This is a genomic window from Saccharopolyspora griseoalba (assembly GCF_042665275.1).
In the GTDB taxonomy this organism is placed as follows: Bacteria; Actinomycetota; Actinomycetes; order Mycobacteriales; family Pseudonocardiaceae; genus Saccharopolyspora; species Saccharopolyspora griseoalba.
On record NZ_JBHTCJ010000016.1, the window covers coordinates 63,368 to 79,723 of the forward strand.

The 16,356-nt window shown below is 72.4% G+C and carries 15 protein-coding genes; 5 read left to right on the forward strand and 10 right to left on the reverse strand.

Going from position 1 to position 16,356, the window contains the following annotated elements; all coding sequences use genetic code 11:
• Positions 1-90 precede the first annotated feature (90 nt).
• Together ACFQRI_RS23825 and ACFQRI_RS23830 are read left to right on the forward strand one after the other, a co-directional pair.
• Complete coding sequence (locus ACFQRI_RS23825; protein ID WP_380672236.1) at positions 91-2,172, forward strand: ATP-binding protein; 2,082 nt, start codon at positions 91-93, stop codon at positions 2,170-2,172.
• Positions 2,173-2,259: 87 nt separating this feature from the next.
• Positions 2,260-2,616, forward strand: a complete 357-nt coding sequence (locus tag ACFQRI_RS23830) for a GntR family transcriptional regulator (RefSeq protein ID WP_380672238.1) — start codon at positions 2,260-2,262, stop codon at positions 2,614-2,616.
• Here ACFQRI_RS23830 and ACFQRI_RS23835 read toward each other — a convergent pair.
• The 4 genes from ACFQRI_RS23835 to ACFQRI_RS23850 form a co-directional block, all read right to left on the reverse strand.
• The gene (locus tag ACFQRI_RS23835; protein WP_380672240.1) at positions 2,606-4,342 is read right to left on the reverse strand and encodes a putative bifunctional diguanylate cyclase/phosphodiesterase; all 1,737 of its coding nucleotides are present in this window, start codon (positions 4,340-4,342) and stop codon (positions 2,606-2,608) included. The genes ACFQRI_RS23830 and ACFQRI_RS23835 overlap by 11 nt on opposite strands.
• 218 nt (positions 4,343-4,560) lie before the next feature.
• Positions 4,561-5,463 carry an oxidoreductase gene (locus tag ACFQRI_RS23840; RefSeq protein ID WP_380672242.1) on the reverse strand — a complete coding sequence of 301 codons (903 nt, stop codon included), beginning with the start codon at positions 5,461-5,463 and terminating at the stop codon, positions 4,561-4,563.
• Positions 5,464-5,546: 83 nt separating this feature from the next.
• Positions 5,547-6,218 carry a M50 family metallopeptidase gene (locus ACFQRI_RS23845; protein ID WP_380672326.1) on the reverse strand — a complete coding sequence of 224 codons (672 nt, stop codon included), beginning with the start codon at positions 6,216-6,218 and terminating at the stop codon, positions 5,547-5,549.
• Positions 6,219-6,424: 206 nt separating this feature from the next.
• A complete protein-coding gene (locus ACFQRI_RS23850) occupies positions 6,425-7,387 on the reverse strand; it encodes a LacI family DNA-binding transcriptional regulator (protein ID WP_380672244.1) in 963 nt (320 codons plus the stop codon).
• Positions 7,388-7,529: 142 nt separating this feature from the next.
• On the opposite strand from ACFQRI_RS23850, the gene ACFQRI_RS23855 reads away from it, so the two are divergent.
• Positions 7,530-9,038 carry a sugar ABC transporter ATP-binding protein gene (locus tag ACFQRI_RS23855; RefSeq protein WP_380672246.1) on the forward strand — a complete coding sequence of 503 codons (1,509 nt, stop codon included), beginning with the start codon at positions 7,530-7,532 and terminating at the stop codon, positions 9,036-9,038.
• Positions 9,031-10,971, forward strand: a complete 1,941-nt coding sequence (locus tag ACFQRI_RS23860) for an ABC transporter permease/substrate-binding protein (protein ID WP_380672248.1) — start codon at positions 9,031-9,033, stop codon at positions 10,969-10,971. The genes ACFQRI_RS23855 and ACFQRI_RS23860 overlap by 8 nt, the downstream gene beginning before the upstream one ends.
• Positions 10,972-11,020: 49 nt before the next feature.
• Here ACFQRI_RS23860 and ACFQRI_RS23865 read toward each other — a convergent pair whose 3' ends face one another.
• Together ACFQRI_RS23865 and ACFQRI_RS23870 are read right to left on the reverse strand one after the other, a co-directional pair.
• Entirely contained in the window at positions 11,021-11,200 is a 180-nt protein-coding gene (locus tag ACFQRI_RS23865; protein WP_380672250.1) for a DUF397 domain-containing protein, read from the reverse strand.
• On the reverse strand, positions 11,197-12,039 hold the full coding sequence (locus ACFQRI_RS23870) for a helix-turn-helix domain-containing protein (protein ID WP_380672252.1): 843 nt from the start codon (positions 12,037-12,039) through the stop codon (positions 11,197-11,199). The genes ACFQRI_RS23865 and ACFQRI_RS23870 overlap by 4 nt, the downstream gene beginning before the upstream one ends.
• A 111-nt stretch (positions 12,040-12,150) precedes the next feature.
• On the opposite strand from ACFQRI_RS23870, the gene ACFQRI_RS23875 reads away from it, so the two are divergent.
• A complete protein-coding gene (locus ACFQRI_RS23875; RefSeq protein ID WP_380672254.1) occupies positions 12,151-12,369 on the forward strand; it encodes an HC3 family zinc finger protein in 219 nt (72 codons plus the stop codon).
• On the opposite strand, the gene ACFQRI_RS23885 is transcribed toward ACFQRI_RS23875, so the two are convergent.
• The 4 genes from ACFQRI_RS23885 to ACFQRI_RS23900 form a co-directional block, all read right to left on the reverse strand.
• Positions 12,359-13,612, reverse strand: coding sequence for an MFS transporter (locus tag ACFQRI_RS23885; protein WP_465269733.1), 1,254 nt, complete (start codon positions 13,610-13,612; stop codon positions 12,359-12,361). The two genes, ACFQRI_RS23875 and ACFQRI_RS23885, sit on opposite strands and share 11 nt — an antisense overlap.
• A 280-nt stretch (positions 13,613-13,892) precedes the next feature.
• Positions 13,893-15,206, reverse strand: a complete 1,314-nt coding sequence (locus ACFQRI_RS23890; protein WP_380672256.1) for a M20 family metallopeptidase — start codon at positions 15,204-15,206, stop codon at positions 13,893-13,895.
• Between the two features lie 22 nt (positions 15,207-15,228).
• Positions 15,229-16,002 carry an EI24 domain-containing protein gene (locus ACFQRI_RS23895; RefSeq protein ID WP_380672258.1) on the reverse strand — a complete coding sequence of 258 codons (774 nt, stop codon included), beginning with the start codon at positions 16,000-16,002 and terminating at the stop codon, positions 15,229-15,231.
• A gap of 117 nt (positions 16,003-16,119) precedes the next feature.
• On the reverse strand, positions 16,120-16,329 hold the full coding sequence (locus ACFQRI_RS23900; RefSeq protein WP_380672260.1) for a hypothetical protein: 210 nt from the start codon (positions 16,327-16,329) through the stop codon (positions 16,120-16,122).
• Between the last annotated feature and the right edge of the window lie 27 nt (positions 16,330-16,356).

Sequence of the window (16,356 nt, forward strand, 5' to 3'; positions counted from 1 at the left end):
GCGAACGGGTCAATCGCGCTCTCCGCGGGAACCTCCCCCTCCCCCGAAGGCGTCCCACGATCGATCGAACGATCTCGGTGGGAGGCAGTCGTGGGTGAGGCGCGCAACGAGTTCGCGGGCACCGCGGGCAACGTCGTGCAGGCCGGGCACATCAGCGGTGGGGTGCACTTCCACCAGCCCGCGAGGCCCGGGGTCCCGGTCCCCCGCCAGCTCCCGGCCCGGATCGCGCACTTCACCGATCGCACCGGTCCGCTCGCCCGGCTGGACTCCTGGCTGGACGACGCCGGGGACCACGCGGCCGCCGGGCTCGTGGTCGGTTCCGGTGGCATCGGCAAGAGCTCGCTGATCACGCACTGGGCGCACCGGGCGCGGGAGCGGTTCCCGGACGGGGAGCTCTTCGTGGACCTGCGCGGCTACCACGACCAGGGCCGGTGCAGCGCGGACGAGGCGCTGGAGCGGCTGCTGCGCTCGCTGGGCGTTCCGGGCGAGGAGCTGGCGATCGGAACCGACGCCAAGGCCGCGTTGTACCGCTCCTTGCTGCACGGTCGCCGTATGCTGATCGTGCTGGACAACGCCGCGACGGCGGACCAGGTCCGCCCGCTGCTGCCGGGCTCGCCGACCTGCCGCGTGGTGGTGACCAGCCGCAGCCACCTCACGAGCTTGACCACCGGAGAAGGAGCCCACCGGATGTCGCTGGACGTGCTGCCTCCGGAGCACGCGCTCGAACTGCTGCGCAGCGCCGCCGGTGCCGAGCGGATCGACGCGGAACGCGATGCCGCGGCCGAGCTCGCCGACTACTGCGGGCACCTGCCGCTGGCCCTGCGGATCGCCGCCGAGCGCCTCGCCGCGGCCGAGCACCTGGGCGTCGCCGAGCTGGTCGAGGAGCTCGCCGACGAGCGCGCTCGGCTGGACGCGCTCACCACCGACGACGACGCCGGCGCCGTGCGCGCCGTGCTGTCCTGGTCCTACCGCTCGCTGCCCGCCGAATCCGCGCGCGCGTTCCGCCTGCTCGGCCTGGTCGGCGGACCGGACGTCGAACTCGACACCGCCGCAGCGCTGCTCGACCTGCCGCGCGCCGGAGCCCGTCGCGTGCTCGGCGCGCTGGTCGGGGCGCACCTGCTCGACGAGCACCGCCCCAAGCGCTACCGCTTCCACGACCTGACCGCCCTGTACGCGGCCGAGTGCGCCCAGCGCGACGAGCCCGCGCCCGAGCGCGACGCCGCGGTGCAGCGGCTGCTGAGCTGGTACCTGCACGCCGCGATCGCCGCGGCCTGGTGCGCCGCACCGGAATTCAGCCGCCTCCCGATGCGGACACCGGACCCGGACGTCGAGGTGCCGGAGTTCGCCGACCGGCTCAGCGCGCTGCGCTGGTACGACGCCGAGCGGGAGAACCTGCTGGCAGCGGTGCGGTTGGCCGGTGAGCGCGAGCAGCACGTCCACGCCTGGCAACTGCCCACCGCCCTGTTCGGGCTGCTGCTGGTCCGCAGGCCGCTGGCCGACTGGATCGAGACGCACCGGATCGGTCTGGCGGCGGCCCGCGCGCTCGCCGACCAGCGTGCCGAGGCGTGGCTGCTGACCAGCTCGGCCATCGCGCACCGGCACCTGCGCGAGAGCGGCACCGCGCTGCGCGAGCTGGAGCGCGCCATCGAGCTGTGGCAGCGGACCGGACCGGCGTGGGCGCACGCGTGGGCGCTGCGCGACCTCGGCGAGCTGCAGGTCGGGATGGGGCGCGATGCCGAGGCCGACGAGGTCCTGGAGCGCGCGCTGGCCGCGCACGTCGAGCTCGGCGACGACTACGGCGAGGCGACGACGCTGTCGGTGCTGGCCAAGGCCGAGCACCGGCTCGGCCAGCACGAGGAGGCCCTGGACCACCTGCACCGCGCCATCGAGATCCGGCGCGCCCGCGGCGACGCCCGCAACGAGGCCAGCTGCCTGCACCACATCGGCCGCGCGCTGGGCGCGCTCGGCCGCACCGACGAGGCCCTGACCCACCTGCACCGCGCGATCGAGCAGCACGAGCAGCTGGACTCCCGCTTCGGGGAGGCCGAGGCCCGCGAGTTCCTCGGCGGACTGCTGCAGGACGTGGGCCGGTCGGCCGAAGGCCGCGAGCAGCTGCGCCTGGCCGCCGAGCGCTACGACGAGCTGGGCGTGCCGCACGACCTCGCCAGCTGAACCGCCGGCGAGAGCCCCTGCTCCGACCTGCCGGTGCCAGGTCGGTGATACTGAGCGGGTCAGCGACGGCGACCGGGACGGTGCAGCATGCGGATCCACGTCGACCAGAACTCCGACGTACCGCCGTTCGAGCAGATCCGCTCGACCATCGCCGAGGAGATCTCCTCCGGCGAGCTGGCGGTGGGCACCAAGCTGCCCACCGTGCGCGCGCTGGCCACCGAGCTCGGCGTCGCGCCGAACACGGCGGCCAAGGCCTACCGCGAGCTTGAGCAGGTCGGGCTGCTGGAAACCCGCGGGCGCGCGGGCACTTTCGTCAGCGACGCGGGCGACCAGGCCGCCGCGCGCGCCGCCGAGGCCGCCGCGTACTACGCGCAGGTCGCCCGCGCGCTCGGGCTCTCGCGCAGCGAGGCGCTGGCCATCGTGCAGGCCGCGCTCAAGTCCTGAACAACCGCTCGGGCACTTCGGAGGACGGCGCGGGCTCTCCGGCGCACGCCCCCTCGACGACCTCGCAGCCCATCTCGCGCCACCGCGCGGCCTGCTCCTCGGTCTCCACCCGCGGCACCCAGATCCGCACCCCGCAGGAGCGGATCATCGGCACCAGCGACCGCAGCGCCCGCACCTCGGCGACGTCGCCGAACCGCGCCTCGTGGGCCAGTCGCACGGCCTCGGCCGCGAGGTGCACCGAGGCGATCGGCAGCTCGCGCAGCAGGCGCAGATCCGCGGGCGAACCGCAGAACTCGTGCAGCGCGGCCCGCACGCCGCGGGCGCCGAGGTTGCGCAGGTTCTCCCGCGCCTCCTCGTCACCGCTGATCGCCGCGACCGGCGCGGACAGCCGCAACCAGCGCGGTTCCAGCTCGCCGTGGTCGAGCACGTCGTGCACCACCGCGGCCAGGTCCGGGTCCTGGGCCTGGTTCGGGCTCAACGACACCGACAACCGCACCCGGTGGCCCTCGCGGTGCCACTCGGCCAGCTGGTTCCAGGCGGTGCGCAGCACCCAGTCGCGCAGCGAAAGGGTCACCCCGGAGCGCTCGGCGAGCCGCTGGCAGTCGCGGTGCTCGACCACGCGGCCGTCGTCGGCGTCCCAGCGCAGCTCGGCTTCCAGGGAGGCGAGCTCACCGCCGTCGAGCAGCCGCTGCGGGCGGTAGACGACCTCGAACTCGCCCATCTCCAGCCCGCCGGGCATCACCGCGGCCAACCGGGCCTCGGTGCGCTCCTCGGTCGCGCCGTCCGGGTCGAACAGCGCCCACTGCCGCTTGCCCGCGGCGTCGGCCTGCCGCAGCGCCACGTCGGCCGACCACAGCAGGTCGGTCGCCTCGATCTCGCCGACCCGGCGGCGCACCACGCCGACGCTGGCCGAGGCCGCGATGCCGCGCCCGGAGACGTAGACCGGTTCGGCCAGCAGCTCGTTGATCTCGCGGGCCAGCTCGGGCACCTGCGGGGTGCCGTGCTGCTCCCGGACCAGCAGGGCGAACTCGGTCCCGCCGAAGCGGGCGACGATCGCCTCCTCGTTGGCCACCAGCTGTTCCAGCCGGCGCGCCACGGTCTTGATCAGCGCGTCGCCGACCTCGTAGCCCAGCCCGTCGTTGATCAGCTCGAAGCCGTCGAGGCCCAGGTGGTAGAGCGCCACCCTGGATTCCGGGGGCAGCTTGACCAGCAGGGTTTCCAACCTGCTCCGGAAGAACTGCCGATTGGGCAGACCGGTGAGCGCGTCGTGCAGCGCCTGGTGCTGGAAGCGCTCCTGCAGCAGGCGCAGCTCGGTGATGTCCTCGACCATCGTGACGACGTCGACCGGCTCGCCCGATGAGTCGCGCCGCACCGCCGCGCACAGGTGGACCCACGCGTCGGTGCCGTCGGCGCGCAGCAACCGCCTGCGATCGCCGATCCGCGCGCCGGCCGGCCCGTCGACGAGCTCGCGGTAGGCCGCCGAGAGGTGATCGGCGTCGTCGGGGTGGAAGACGTCCTGGATGGTCCGCTCGGAGAGCTCGCCGGCCGACGACCCCAGCAGCCGCTCCAGCGCGGGATTGACCCGCACCAGCCTGCCGTCGGTGTCGCTGACGGCCACGCCGATCGGGCAGGCGGTGAGCACCTCGTCGAAGCTCGCGCGCACCGCTTCGGGCGTCGCCGCCCGGGAGCTCCCGGCGAGCGCGCCGTCGGCCTCTCCCTCGGTCATCCCAACCCGTTCGTCGACTGGCAGCTCACCTGCTGCGTGCGGCGAGCGGAGGCGCTCCCGGCTCCCGCTTCCGAGGACGCCCCGCTCGCCGAATCGATCACCTCGCCGAACAGGTTACTCGGCGAGAGCAACCGATCGCGGAATTGATAGCACCTCGGCCCCTCCCGCGCGATCAACGGGCGGGGTCGAGGTGACTGCGAGCGGGTTGCGGCCGGAGCTCAGTGCCCCGCGGACTCCAAGGACTCGCCGTCGGCGACCAGCGCGTCCAGCTCGGCGATCTCCTGGTCGCCCAGCACCAGCGCGCCCGAGGCGGTGTTCTCGTCGAGGTGGGTCAGCGACGAGGTGCCCGGGATCAGCAGCACGTTCGGCGAACGCCGCAGCAACCAGGCCAGCGAGATCTGGGCCTGGGTGGCCTGGTGCTTCTCGGCGATCTTGGCCAGCAGGTCGTGCTCGCGCGCGTAGCTGTCGGCGAAGCCGGAGCCCAGCGGGAAGAACGGCACGAACGACACGCCGAGCTCGGCGGTGCGGTCGAGCAGGTCCGCCGAGGTCCGGTCGACCACGTTGTAGAGGTTCTGCACCGAGGCGATCTCGGCGTGCTGGCGGCCCTCCTCGAACTGCTCCAGGGTCACGTTGGACAGCCCGATCCCGCGCACCAGTCCCTGCTGCCGCAGGTCGGTCAGGGCTCCGAGCTGGTCGGCCAGCGGGATGGAGGTGTCCGCCTCGTGCAGCCGCAGGTTGACCAGGTCCAGGGCCTCGACCTTGAGCCGGCGCAGGTTGTCGTGCACCGCCGACCGCAGCGCGTCCGGGTGCTGCGAAGGCAGCCAGTTGCCGCGCTGATCGCGGTACGCGCCGATCTTGGTGGCCAGCACCAGGTCGTCGCCGTAGGGGTGCAGGGCCTCGGCGATGAGCTCGTTGACCACCCACGGCCCGTAGAAGTCGCTGGTGTCGATGTGGTCGATGCCGAGCTCGACGGCGCGGCGCAGCACCTGGATCGACCGTTCGCGATCGGCGGGCGGGCCGAAAACGCCCGGACCGGCCAGCTGCATCGCGCCGAAACCGACCCGGTGCACCCTCCGCTCGCCCAGCGGGAACACGCCACCAAGAGAATTCGCAGTCGTCACGCCGCGATGCTGCGCCAAATCCCGCGGTTCGGCAAGGAGCGCATTCTCATAGCGCGCGCCGTTCCGGGAGTACCGGCACCGGTTCAGACCTGGGGCATCAGCAGCAACCAGTATCCGCCGACGATCAGGGCGGCGGCACCGATCAGGAACCAGACGAACAACCACAGCCCGCCGGGCGCGCCGGTGAGCCGGGCGAGCTGGTCGGCGTCGGAGTCGCGCGCGCGGCCGCGGGCGCGCTTGCGGCTGAGCTCGCTGAGCGGGCGCAGCCCGCCGAGGAGCAGGAACCAGCACAGCAGCGACCCGCACAGCGCCTGCCAGGCCGGGGTGGCGAACCAGGACACCGCGAACAGCGCACCGCCGGTCACCAGCACCGACAGCACGCCGAAGGCGTTGCGCACGGCCAGCAGCAGCGCCACCAGCAGCGCGATCCCGGCCCAGAGCATCTGCCGCGCGAGATCGGCGTTGACCAGCCACGCCCCGCCCAGCCCGAGCAGCGAGACGGAGGGGTAGCCGGCGAGCAGGGTGAAGACCATGCCCGGCCCGTGCGCCTTGCCGGTCGACACGGTCAGCCCGGAGGTGTCGGAGTGCAACCGGATGCCGTTGAGCTTGCGCCCGCTGAGCAGCGCCACCACGGCGTGCCCGCCCTCGTGCGCGATGGTCACCACGTTGCGCAGCGGCAGCCAGCTGCCGCGGTTGAGGACCAGCGCGAGCGCGATCAGCCCCGCGACGAGCGAGGCGAGGTTGCCCGAGTCCATCAACCGCGCGGTGTAATCCCGCACCAAACCGTCCACAGCAGACACCCGAAGCACTCGACGACAGGACCCGGCCACCCTACCGAGCGACCCCACCCCCGAGGACCCGCGCGGGGGCATGCGGGTGAGGCGGCGTCCCTCTTGATGAAAGGAGTCCCGGGAGGGCCCGCCGGGACCTTTTCATCGAACGGGACGCCTCCCGAAGCGCCTCACCCCGAGCTGCGGGCCACCAGCGCCGGGGTGATCGCCGTGCGGCGGGAGGTGGTCTCGACGCCCGCGAGGCGGTCGTGCAGGACGCGCACCGCCTCGGCGGCGATCTCCGCCTGCGGCTGCCGGATCGTCGTCAGCGCCGGCTGCCCGAGCTCGGCGTACGGGATGTCGTCGAAGCCGGTCACCCGCACCTCCTGGGGCACGCGCACGCCCCGGCGGGCGAACTCGGCGAGCACCCCGAGCGCGATGACGTCGTTGCCGCACACCACCGCCTCGGGCAGCCCCTCCGACAGCAGCCGGCCGGCCGCCTTCTCGCCCCACTCCTTGCTGAAGTCTCCGAGCAGCACCTCGTCCCCGGCGCCCGCGCGCCGGTAGCCGTCGAGCCGCGACTGCGCCGAGGAGTCGGTCGGCTCTGCGCCGACGAAGACCGTCCGCCGCGCGTCGAGGTGCCCGAGCAGCTCGCGCATCCCGGCCTCGTTGTCCACGCCGACCCAGCTCGCGTCGAAGCCGTCGACGCGCAGGTCCAGCTGCACCACGGGAATGCGCGCGGCCGCGGCGGCCAGCGCTTCCTCGCTGCGCTCGCGGTGGCACGGGATGAGCAGCAGCGCGTCCACCCGGCGGTCCAGCAGCGCCTGCACCTGGCGGCGCTCGACCTCGGGCTGGTAGTCGGAGTTGGCCAGCAGCAGGCTCCGGTTGCCGCCCTGCAGCTGCTTCTCCACCTCCTCCACCAGGGTGGCGAAGAAGGGGTTGCCGATGCGGGGCACGACCATGCCGATGGTGTGCGTGGTGCGGCTGCGCAGCGACGCGGCCACCACGTTCGGCTCGTAGCCCAGCTCGCGCGCCGCGGCGACCACCTTGTCCCGGTTGGCCTGCCGCACTCCGCGCTGCCCGGACAGCGCCCGCGAGGCGGTCGCGACCGACACGCCCGCGTGCGCCGCGACGTCGTGAATCGTGACGCCCACGCGCTCCCCCTTCGTTGGATGGCGATCGGATTGTAATCGATTTCAGTCACATCGCCGGTATGGATGATCGATTCAGTGTGCTCCAATGTGCCGCGACGCGGAAACCGATTACACCCCTGCTCAATGACGAGTTGGAGCCTCGATGACCAACGAAGGGCGCCTGGAGCTGATCGGGGTCGGCAAGACCTACCCGGGCGTGCGCGCGCTGGAGGAGGTCGACTTCGACCTGCGACCCGGCGAGGTGCACGTGCTGCTCGGCGAGAACGGCGCCGGCAAGAGCACGTTGATCAAGATGATGGCCGGGGTGCACCGCCCCGACTCCGGCGAGATCCGGGTCGACGGGCGGGTCGTGCGCTTCAGCGGCCCGGAGGACGCCGAACGGCTGGGCATCGCGACCATCCACCAGGAGATGGCGCTGGTGCCGCAGCTGACCGTGGCCGAGAACATCTTCCTGGGCCGTCCACCGCGGCGCTTCGGCGTGATCGACCGGGCCAGACTGCGCCGCGAGGCCGGCGAGATCCTCGCCCGGATGGGCCTGTCGCTGGACCCCGACGCGGTGGTCGGCGAGCTGGGCGTGGCGCAGCGCCAGCTGGTGGAGATCGCCAAGGCGCTGAGCCTGGACACCCGCTTCCTGATCATGGACGAGCCGACCGCGGTGCTCTCCCGAACCGAGGTGGACCGGCTGTTCGGCCTGGTGCGCGAGCTGACCGCCCAGGGCGTCGGGGTCGTGTTCATCTCGCACCTGCTCGGCGAGGTCGCCGAGATCGGCGACCGGGTCAGCGTGCTGCGCGACGGCGCGAAGGTCGGCGAGCTGCCGGCTTCGGCCGAACCGGACGAGCTGGTGCGGCTGATGGTGGGGCGCACCGTCGACGACCAGTACCCGCCGCGCGAGGCCGAGATCGGCGAGGAGCGGCTGCGGGTGCGCGGGTTGACCACCCGCGGCCTGCTGGAGGACATCTCGTTCAGCGCCCGCGCCGGTGAGGTCGTCGGGATCGGCGGTCTGGTGGGCGCCGGGCGGACCGAGCTGGTGCGCGCCCTGTTCGGCGCCGACCACTACGACTCCGGCGAGGTCCTGGTCGACGGCGAGCCGGTCCCGCCGGGCGACATCGCCGCGGCCCGCGCGGCCGGGCTGGCCCTGGTGCCCGAGGACCGCGGCGGCCAGGGCCTGGTGCTGGGCGCCTCGGTCGCCGAGAACCTCGGCCTGGCAACGCTCTCGGACAGCACCCGGCGCGGGCTGATGGACCTCGACGAGCAGCGCAGGAGCGCCGAGGAGTCGGTGCGGCGGCTGCGCATCCGCGTCGCCGGGCTCGACCAGCCCGCGATGACGCTCTCCGGCGGCAACCAGCAGAAGATCGTCATCGGCAAGTGGCTGCAGGCGCGACCGAGCGTGCTGATCCTCGACGAGCCCACCCGCGGCATCGACGTCGGGGCGCGCGCCGAGATCTACGAGCTGATCAACGAACTCGCCCGCGCGGGCAACACGGTGCTGGTGGTCTCCAGCGACCTGCCGGAACTGCTCGGCCTCAGCGACCGGGTGCTGGTCATGGCCGACGGCCGCCTGCGCGGTGAACTCGACGGTGCCGAGGCGACCCAGGAGCGCGTGCTCGCGCTGGCGGTCTCGGCCGACTCCGAAGGGAACGACGATGCCTGACAACGAAGTCGGCGCCGGGACCCGGTTGCGGTCGGCGCTGGGGCGCGCCGGTGGGCCGCTGGGCGGCCTGGTGGTGCTGGTGGTGCTGCTCTCGCTGCTGTCGCCGGACTTCCTGACCGCGAACAACCTGCTCAACGTGGGCGTGCAGGCCTCGGTCGTGGCGATCCTGGCCTTCGGCCTGACGTTCGTGATCGTCAGCGGCGGCATCGACCTGTCGGTGGGCAGCGTCGCCGGGCTGGCCGGGATCGTGACCGGCTGGGCGGCGAGTTCGCTGGGACTGCCGATGTGGCTGGCGATCCCGGTCGGCCTGGCCTCGGGCGCCGCGGCCGGTCTGGCCTCCGGCGCGCTGGTCACCGCGGGCCGGGTGCCGCCGTTCATCGCCACGCTGGCGATGCTGTCGGTGGCGCGCGGCCTGGCGCTGGTGGTCGCCGACGGCCGGCCGATCTCGATGGACGGCTGGGTGGGCCGCATCGGCAGCGGCGAGCTGTTCGGCGTGCTGCCCTACCCGGTGCTGATCATGCTGGTGATCGGCCTGCTCACGGCGTTCGTGCTGCGCCGCACCTATGCGGGCCGCGCGATGTACGCCATCGGCGGCAACGCCGAGGCCGCCCGGCTCTCGGGCATCAAGGTCACCCGGCAGAAGCTGCTGATCTACGCGCTGTCCGGCCTGTTCGCCGCGCTGGCCGGCATCCTGCTGGCGTCCCGGCTGGCCTCGGCGCAGCCGGAGGCGGGCACCGGCTACGAGCTGGACGCGATCGCGGCGGTGGTCATCGGTGGCGCGAGCCTCGCGGGCGGTGTCGGTTCGGCGCTGGGCACCTTCGTCGGCGCCCTGGTGCTGGCGGTGCTGCGCAACGGGCTGAACCTGCTGGACGTCTCGGCGTTCTGGCAGCAGGTCGTGATCGGCCTGGTGATCGCCGCGGCGGTGCTGTTCGACACGCTGCGCCAGCGCCGCAGGGGCGGGCGCAAGACCCCGGTGCTGCGCACCCCGGCGGTGCGCCGCGCGGTGGCCGCGGTGACCGCGCTGGTCGTCGTCGCCGCGGGCTGGGCCGTCTACCAGCGCCAGCAGGCGGCGGATTCGGGCAAGCCGGAGATCGCGATGTCGGTCTCGACGCTGAACAACCCGTTCTTCGTGGATCTGCGCGCCGGTGCCCAGGCCGAGGCCGACCGGCTCGGCGTGGAGCTGCGCGTCACCGACGCCTCGGAGGACTCCTCGCAGCAGGCCAACGCGGTGCAGAACGCCATCGCGCAGAACTCCGACGCGATCATCGTCAACCCGGTGGACTCGGACGCGATCGTCCCGTCGGTGAAGGCCGCCAACGAAGCGGGCATCCCGCTGGTCGGCGTGGACCGCGCCCCCAGCGCGGGCGAGGTGGTCACCACGGTGGCCTCGGACAACGTCGAGGGCGGCCGGATGGCCGCGCGGAAGCTGGCCGAGCAGGTCGGATCCGGCCCGGTAGCGGTCCTGGAGGGCGAGCCCGGCACCTCGGCCGCCCGGGAGCGCGGCGAGGGCTTCGCCGAGGAGATCGCCAAGCACCCGCAGATCGAGGTCGTGACCTCCCAGCCGGCCGACTTCGACCGCACCAAGGCCCTGGACACGACGCAGAACATCCTGCAGGCCCACCCCGAGGTCCGAGGCGTGTTCGCGGCCAACGACGAGATGGCCCTCGGCGCGGTCAAGGCGCTGGGCGCCCGCGCGGGCACGGACGTCAAGGTCGTCGGCTTCGACGGCACCCCGGAGGGCCTGACCGCGGTCGGGTCCGGCCAGATCAACGCCGACATCGCCCAGCAGCCCAAGCTCCTGGGCGAGGCGGCGGTGCAGAAGGCGGTGGAGGCGGCCCGCACGGGCGACATCGGCGCCCGCGAGGCGACCAACATCCCGGTCCAGGCGGTGACGAGGGGAACCCTCGAAGCCTTCCGAGCGGCCAACCGCTGAGATGACAGGAAGGTTCCCTCGCTCGCGCGCGAGCGAGGGAACCTTCCTGTCAGTCGTCCAGCTTCTGCACGAAGGCCTCCCACTGCCGCCGGGAGAACACCAACGTCCCGCCCTCGCGGTCCTTCGTGTCGCGCACTCCGACCAGCTCACGCCCCGGAGCGACCTCGACGCACTCGTGGCCCGAACCGCTGCGGGACGACTTCCGCCACCCGATTAGCTCGTCGCTCATGCCGCCTCGCTCTCGTACAACTGCACGTACGAATTCAGTATCGCGCGTGACGCTTCCGCTGCTGAAGCTTGCTTGTCGAGGAGCTTCGCGGTTTCCAGGAACGGCTCGACGTCCTCCGGCTCATCGACGAAGGCTCCGGATCCTGGTCCTTCGAGGAAGATGACGGGACGCGATCTCACGAACTCGAACAGCACGAACCCACCGCTCAGCGCCGCGTGCGCACCCAGGTTCCGAGGAAGCACGCGAAGAATGACGTTCTCGGTTTCTGCCACCAGAGCAACCTGGCGAAGCTGTTCTGCCATGACATGTGGCCCGCCGACAGCTCGCGCGAACACCGCCTCATCCATGAAGGTGTGGAACTCGACGGGGTCGCGCTTGGTCAAGACCCCTTGCCTCGCCTGACGAGCTGCTACCCGCTCTTCGAGCACCGGCTCTTCGACTCCACCGGCTTCCATGATCTGCCGCGTGTAGTTACGGGTCTGCAGAAGCCCTGGAACCAGGTTGAGCGACACGTGCGTGATGCGCTTCGCCCGCTGCTCCGCGTCGATGATGCCCTTCAGCATGTGCGAGACGTCGCGGCCGAAGCCCCACCACACCGGTTCTTGGACCTCGCACGCCATCTTCAGCAGGCGGTCGCGATCCTCGCCCTCGACCTCCAGAACGCCCAGCAGGGCTTCGAGGTCATTCGGGCGCACACCGCGCTTCGCCGTTTCGATCCGGCTTAGCTTCGCAACGGACCACCCCAATGCCCGCGCGACCTCGCGGAGAGCCAGCCCCTTCGCGTTCCGAGCCGCACGAAGCTCCTTCGCCAGTGCTCGTGCCCTGGGAGTGTCCGCCATGGGCCATAGCCTAAGAGGCCAGCTCGCTTCCGAACCTCCCACCATCAGGTAATTGATCAGTTTTCCAACCTGCTGGCAATCTTTGCCAAACCGACAACTGGGGAGGCAACGATGCCCGCGAACCTCACCTACGTCTGGCGGCCGATAACCGGTGGCCGCCACGCGTTCCCGATCGACACCACCTGGCTGGAGGCCGACGAGGAGGCCACCGCCTACTGCGGTGCGGTGACCGTCGCCGACAACCTCCACCACACCACGGAACTCGCCTGGATCATGGAGCCGACCTGCACGGACTGCTGGCAGCACGTGGCGGCCAAGCTCATGGGCTGAGCATCCGCGCGGTTCCGCCGGCCGCTCGGCACCGGCGCGGTCCGGCCGTCACCGGTTCGCGCTGAGCCGTCCGGCATCGCGCCGCACCAGGCGCGATGCCATCAGCACGAGGAAGCCGCAGCAGGCGCTCAGCGCGGGAGCGGCGAAGGCCGCTCGGAGGTCGGCGTTCTCCAGCACGCTTCCGGCGAGGCTGGTTCCGATCGCGTTGCCCATGACGAAGATCGTGACCAGCCAGGCGAAGGCTTCGGTCGTCGTGCCCGCCGGGACGACATCTCCGATCACGGCGAACACGCAGGCCAGCGCGGGGGCCAAGCAGATGCCGCTGACCACCGCCAGCGGCAAGGATCAGCGCAGGCGGCGGGGTGAGGGCCAGCGGGACGTAGCCGAGCGCGAGGCCGAGCAGGAGCCAGGTCAGGCGCGACTGCGCGGTGCCCGGCCACTCGCGCGCGCCGTAGACCAGTCCGCCGATCAGCGCGCCGAAGGCGTTGGCGCCCAGGATGATTCCCGACAGCGTCGTCGAGTGCTGCGCCTCCGCGTAGGCGACGACCACCATGTTGAGCATGCCGATCGTCCCGCCGACGAACACGAAGGCCAGCAGGACCGACCGCAGCGTCGGCGACCGCAGCGGCCCGAGCCAGTCCGCTTCGCGGGGCTCCGCCCGCCAGGTGCGGGTGGGCGGAGCGGCCAGGAACCCGAGAGTTGCGAGCGCCGCGATCACCCCGGTCACCACCACCGCACCCGGAGTGCCGAGCGCGCTGGCGAACGCGACCACCAGCAGCGGTCCGGCCACGAAGATGACCTCCTGGAGCGCGGCGTCCAACGCGTAGGCCGCGCCGACCGCGCGGGGACCGTCCAGCACGTGCGGCCACAGCGAACGCAGGCAGGGCTCCAGCGGAGGTGTGAACAGCCCAGCAACCGCGATGGCCGCGGCCGCGAGCAGCACCTGATCGCGAGCGGTCACCGACAGCACGAGGAAACCCGCCGTCGACGCGGCGACGCTGCCGAGCAGCACCCGCGTCTGACCGCGCAGGTCGACGAACCGCCCGAGCACGGGACCGCCCACCGCGGTCGCGAGCCCGTACAGGGCGGCGAGGACGCCGACCACGGCGTAGTCGAACCCCTGCGCCCGCAGGAACAACGCGACCACGAGCGGTCCCATGCCGTTGGGCAACCGCCCGACGATGTTCGTCGAGACCAAGTGCTTCACGTGCCGCTGCCGAAGGCACTCGGCGTACGCCCGCATCCCCGCTCCCCCGTCGCCGAACCGATCGATCGACTCGCCAGCCTCGCAACGCGCGACACCCCGCACCAGAGATCGAACGAGTGAAGGCGTTCGCGATTCACCCGCGCACGACGACCATCCCGGCGTCGACGCCGGCCCCACCTCGATCGTGTGGCCCCCGTCCCCCACCAGCACCAGACACACCCGAAAACCCTCGGAAACACCACCCCGATTGGGAGGCCATTCCGTGCACGGATTGGGAGGTGATTCCGTGCACGGATTGGGAGGGGAATCGGGTGGGTCAGGTGAAGTAGTTGGGGACGTCCAGGGGGCCGCCTTCGGATTGGAACTCCTTCTGGACCGCGTGGCGGAGGGTTTCGTCCGCGAGGTAGTCCACTGCGGTCATCGCTAGGCCGGAGGCGCCGTCGAGGACCGCTGCGTCGCCCGCCTCCGAGGCCGCTGCGGCGGCGAACTCCTCGGTGTGCAGGGAGAGGTTGGGATCGCCCAGGCCGATCATGGGGTGGATCGACGGGAGGCGGTAGCTGATGTTGCCGAGATCCGTCGAACCCGTGAGGTATTCCGGGACCACGCCGCGCGGCAGCGAGGTGCGTCCGCGGGCCCGCTGGTGGCGGACCCAGCGGGCGGCGAGAGCTTCGTTGTGCCGGATCGGCAGGTAGGCCGGGTTGTGGTCCCAGCGCAGCTCGACTCCGCAGCCGGTCGTCATCGCCGCGCCTTCGGCGATCGACTCGATGCGGCTCGCCAGGTCCTGCAGGGAGCCCGGCTCCGGCGAGCGGGCGTAGAACAGCAGCGCTGCCCGATCGGGGACCACGTTCGGGCGCTTGCCGCCGTCGGTGATCACCCCGTGCACCCGGTCGGTGGAAGGCATGTGCTGGCGCAGCGCCGCGATGCCCTGGTAGCAGGCCACCGCCGCGTCCAGCGCGTTGCGGCCCATGAACGGCTGCGCCGAGGCGTGCGCGGCGATGCCGTGGAAGACGATCTCGACCTGGCGCCGCCCCAGGAACGGGTGGGTGGCGATGTCGTGCGAGAACGGGTGCAGCATCACCACCGCGTCCACGTCGTCGAAGAGGCCCGCGCGGGCGAGGTGCTCCTTCCCGCCACCGCCCTCCTCGGCCGGGGTGCCGAGCAAGCTCACCCGCCCGCCGGTGCGCTCGACCGCGCCGACCGCGGCCAGGAACGCGCCGACCCCGGCGGAGCAGATGATGTTGTGCCCGCAGCCGTGTCCGATGCCGGGCAGCGCGTCGTACTCGGCCAGCACCGCCACGTGCGGACCGCCGGAGCCCGCCGAGGCGCGCAGCGCGGTGTCCAGGCCGCCCACGCCCACCTCGGCTTCGCGGCCGTGCCGTCTCAGCAGCTCGGCGACCTGGCCGACCGAGCGGTGCTCGGCGAAGGCCTCCTCCGGGTGCGCGTGCAGGTCGTGGCTGAGCGCGAGCAGGTCCTCGGCGTGCTCGGTGACCCAGCGCTCGGTATCGGCGAGCAGCGCCTCCGAGGCGCCGGAGAACTCCGAGCGGATCGGCTCGGCGGTGGCCACCGCCTTCTCCGTCGCCGCGGCCACGGATCGCAGGTAGGAGTCGTCGGGCTGTGCGGGCTCGGTCACGCCCCGACTCTAGGCCGACGAACTACTGGCCGGAATACCGCGAATCGACGACATCGCGGCCGGAGTCGAGCACGCGGTGCGCCAGCACCGTCCCGCCGACCACCGCGGCCGGGATCACCACCAGCTGCAGCACCGGGACCAGGCACAGCAGGTAGGCGGGCAGGCCGAAGCCCAGCACCATGGCCCGGTGCTCGCGAAGCCTGCGGTGGCGCTCGCCGAAGGGCAGCCCGCGCCTGCCGAACACGAGTCCGACCATCTCCAGGCTGATCACCCACGCGCCGAACAGCGCGCCCAGCACCACCGCGGCGACCTGCCCGGCCACCGGGATCAGGCCGATCACGAAGAGCACGACCGCCCCCGGCAGCGCGACCGCGACCAGCTTGAGAGAGTCCCGCACGCCGCGGGCCAGCTGCCGGGTGGATCCCGCGCCGTCGCCGGAGGTGTCCAGGCCCATCTGCCGCTCGGCGTGCTCGGCGATGGCCTCGTAGAACGGCCCGCCGATGAGCAGGGTGAGCGCGATGAACGACAGCGCGCCCAGCAGGCCGGCCGCCCCGACCAGCGCGATGCCCAGCAGCACCCGCAGGACCTGGCGGGCGAACTCGGCCCAGCCGTCGGCGAACGGCGTCAGCCAGGAGACCAGGTCCGGGCTGAAGTAGATCAGCGCGCCCAGGCCGCCCAGCAGCAGCACCGCGCTGAGCAGGGCCGGGACGGCCCCCAGCAGCAGGTGCTTCGGACTGCGCAGCAGGACGGCGAAACCGGTGCCGAGCAAGCGGGCACCGCCGGTGAACGACCTCATCGGCTCCACGGTAGCCGGAGACGATCACCGGTGTGCGGCTCGGAGTCGTTCGATCGGCTTCGCGGCGAGGACGGCCGCGAAGCCGCGGGTTCGCCGAGCAAAGCCCCCGAGCAGCCCCTAGCGCACCACCCGGTGCCGGTTGAGGTGGCGGGCCGGGCGGGGGACCCGGGCGGCTTCCCGGCCGTCTCGGCGGTCCTCGCGCCGCTGGGCGTGGAGCTCCAGCAGCAGCACGTCGGGATTCTCCCCCGCGTAGCTGCGCCAGAGCAGGCGCAGCAGGTCGTCCTCGGCGAGGACCCAGCGGCGGCCGAACACGTCGTCGTCGGACATGGCGCCTCCAGCGGTCGCGCTGCGCGC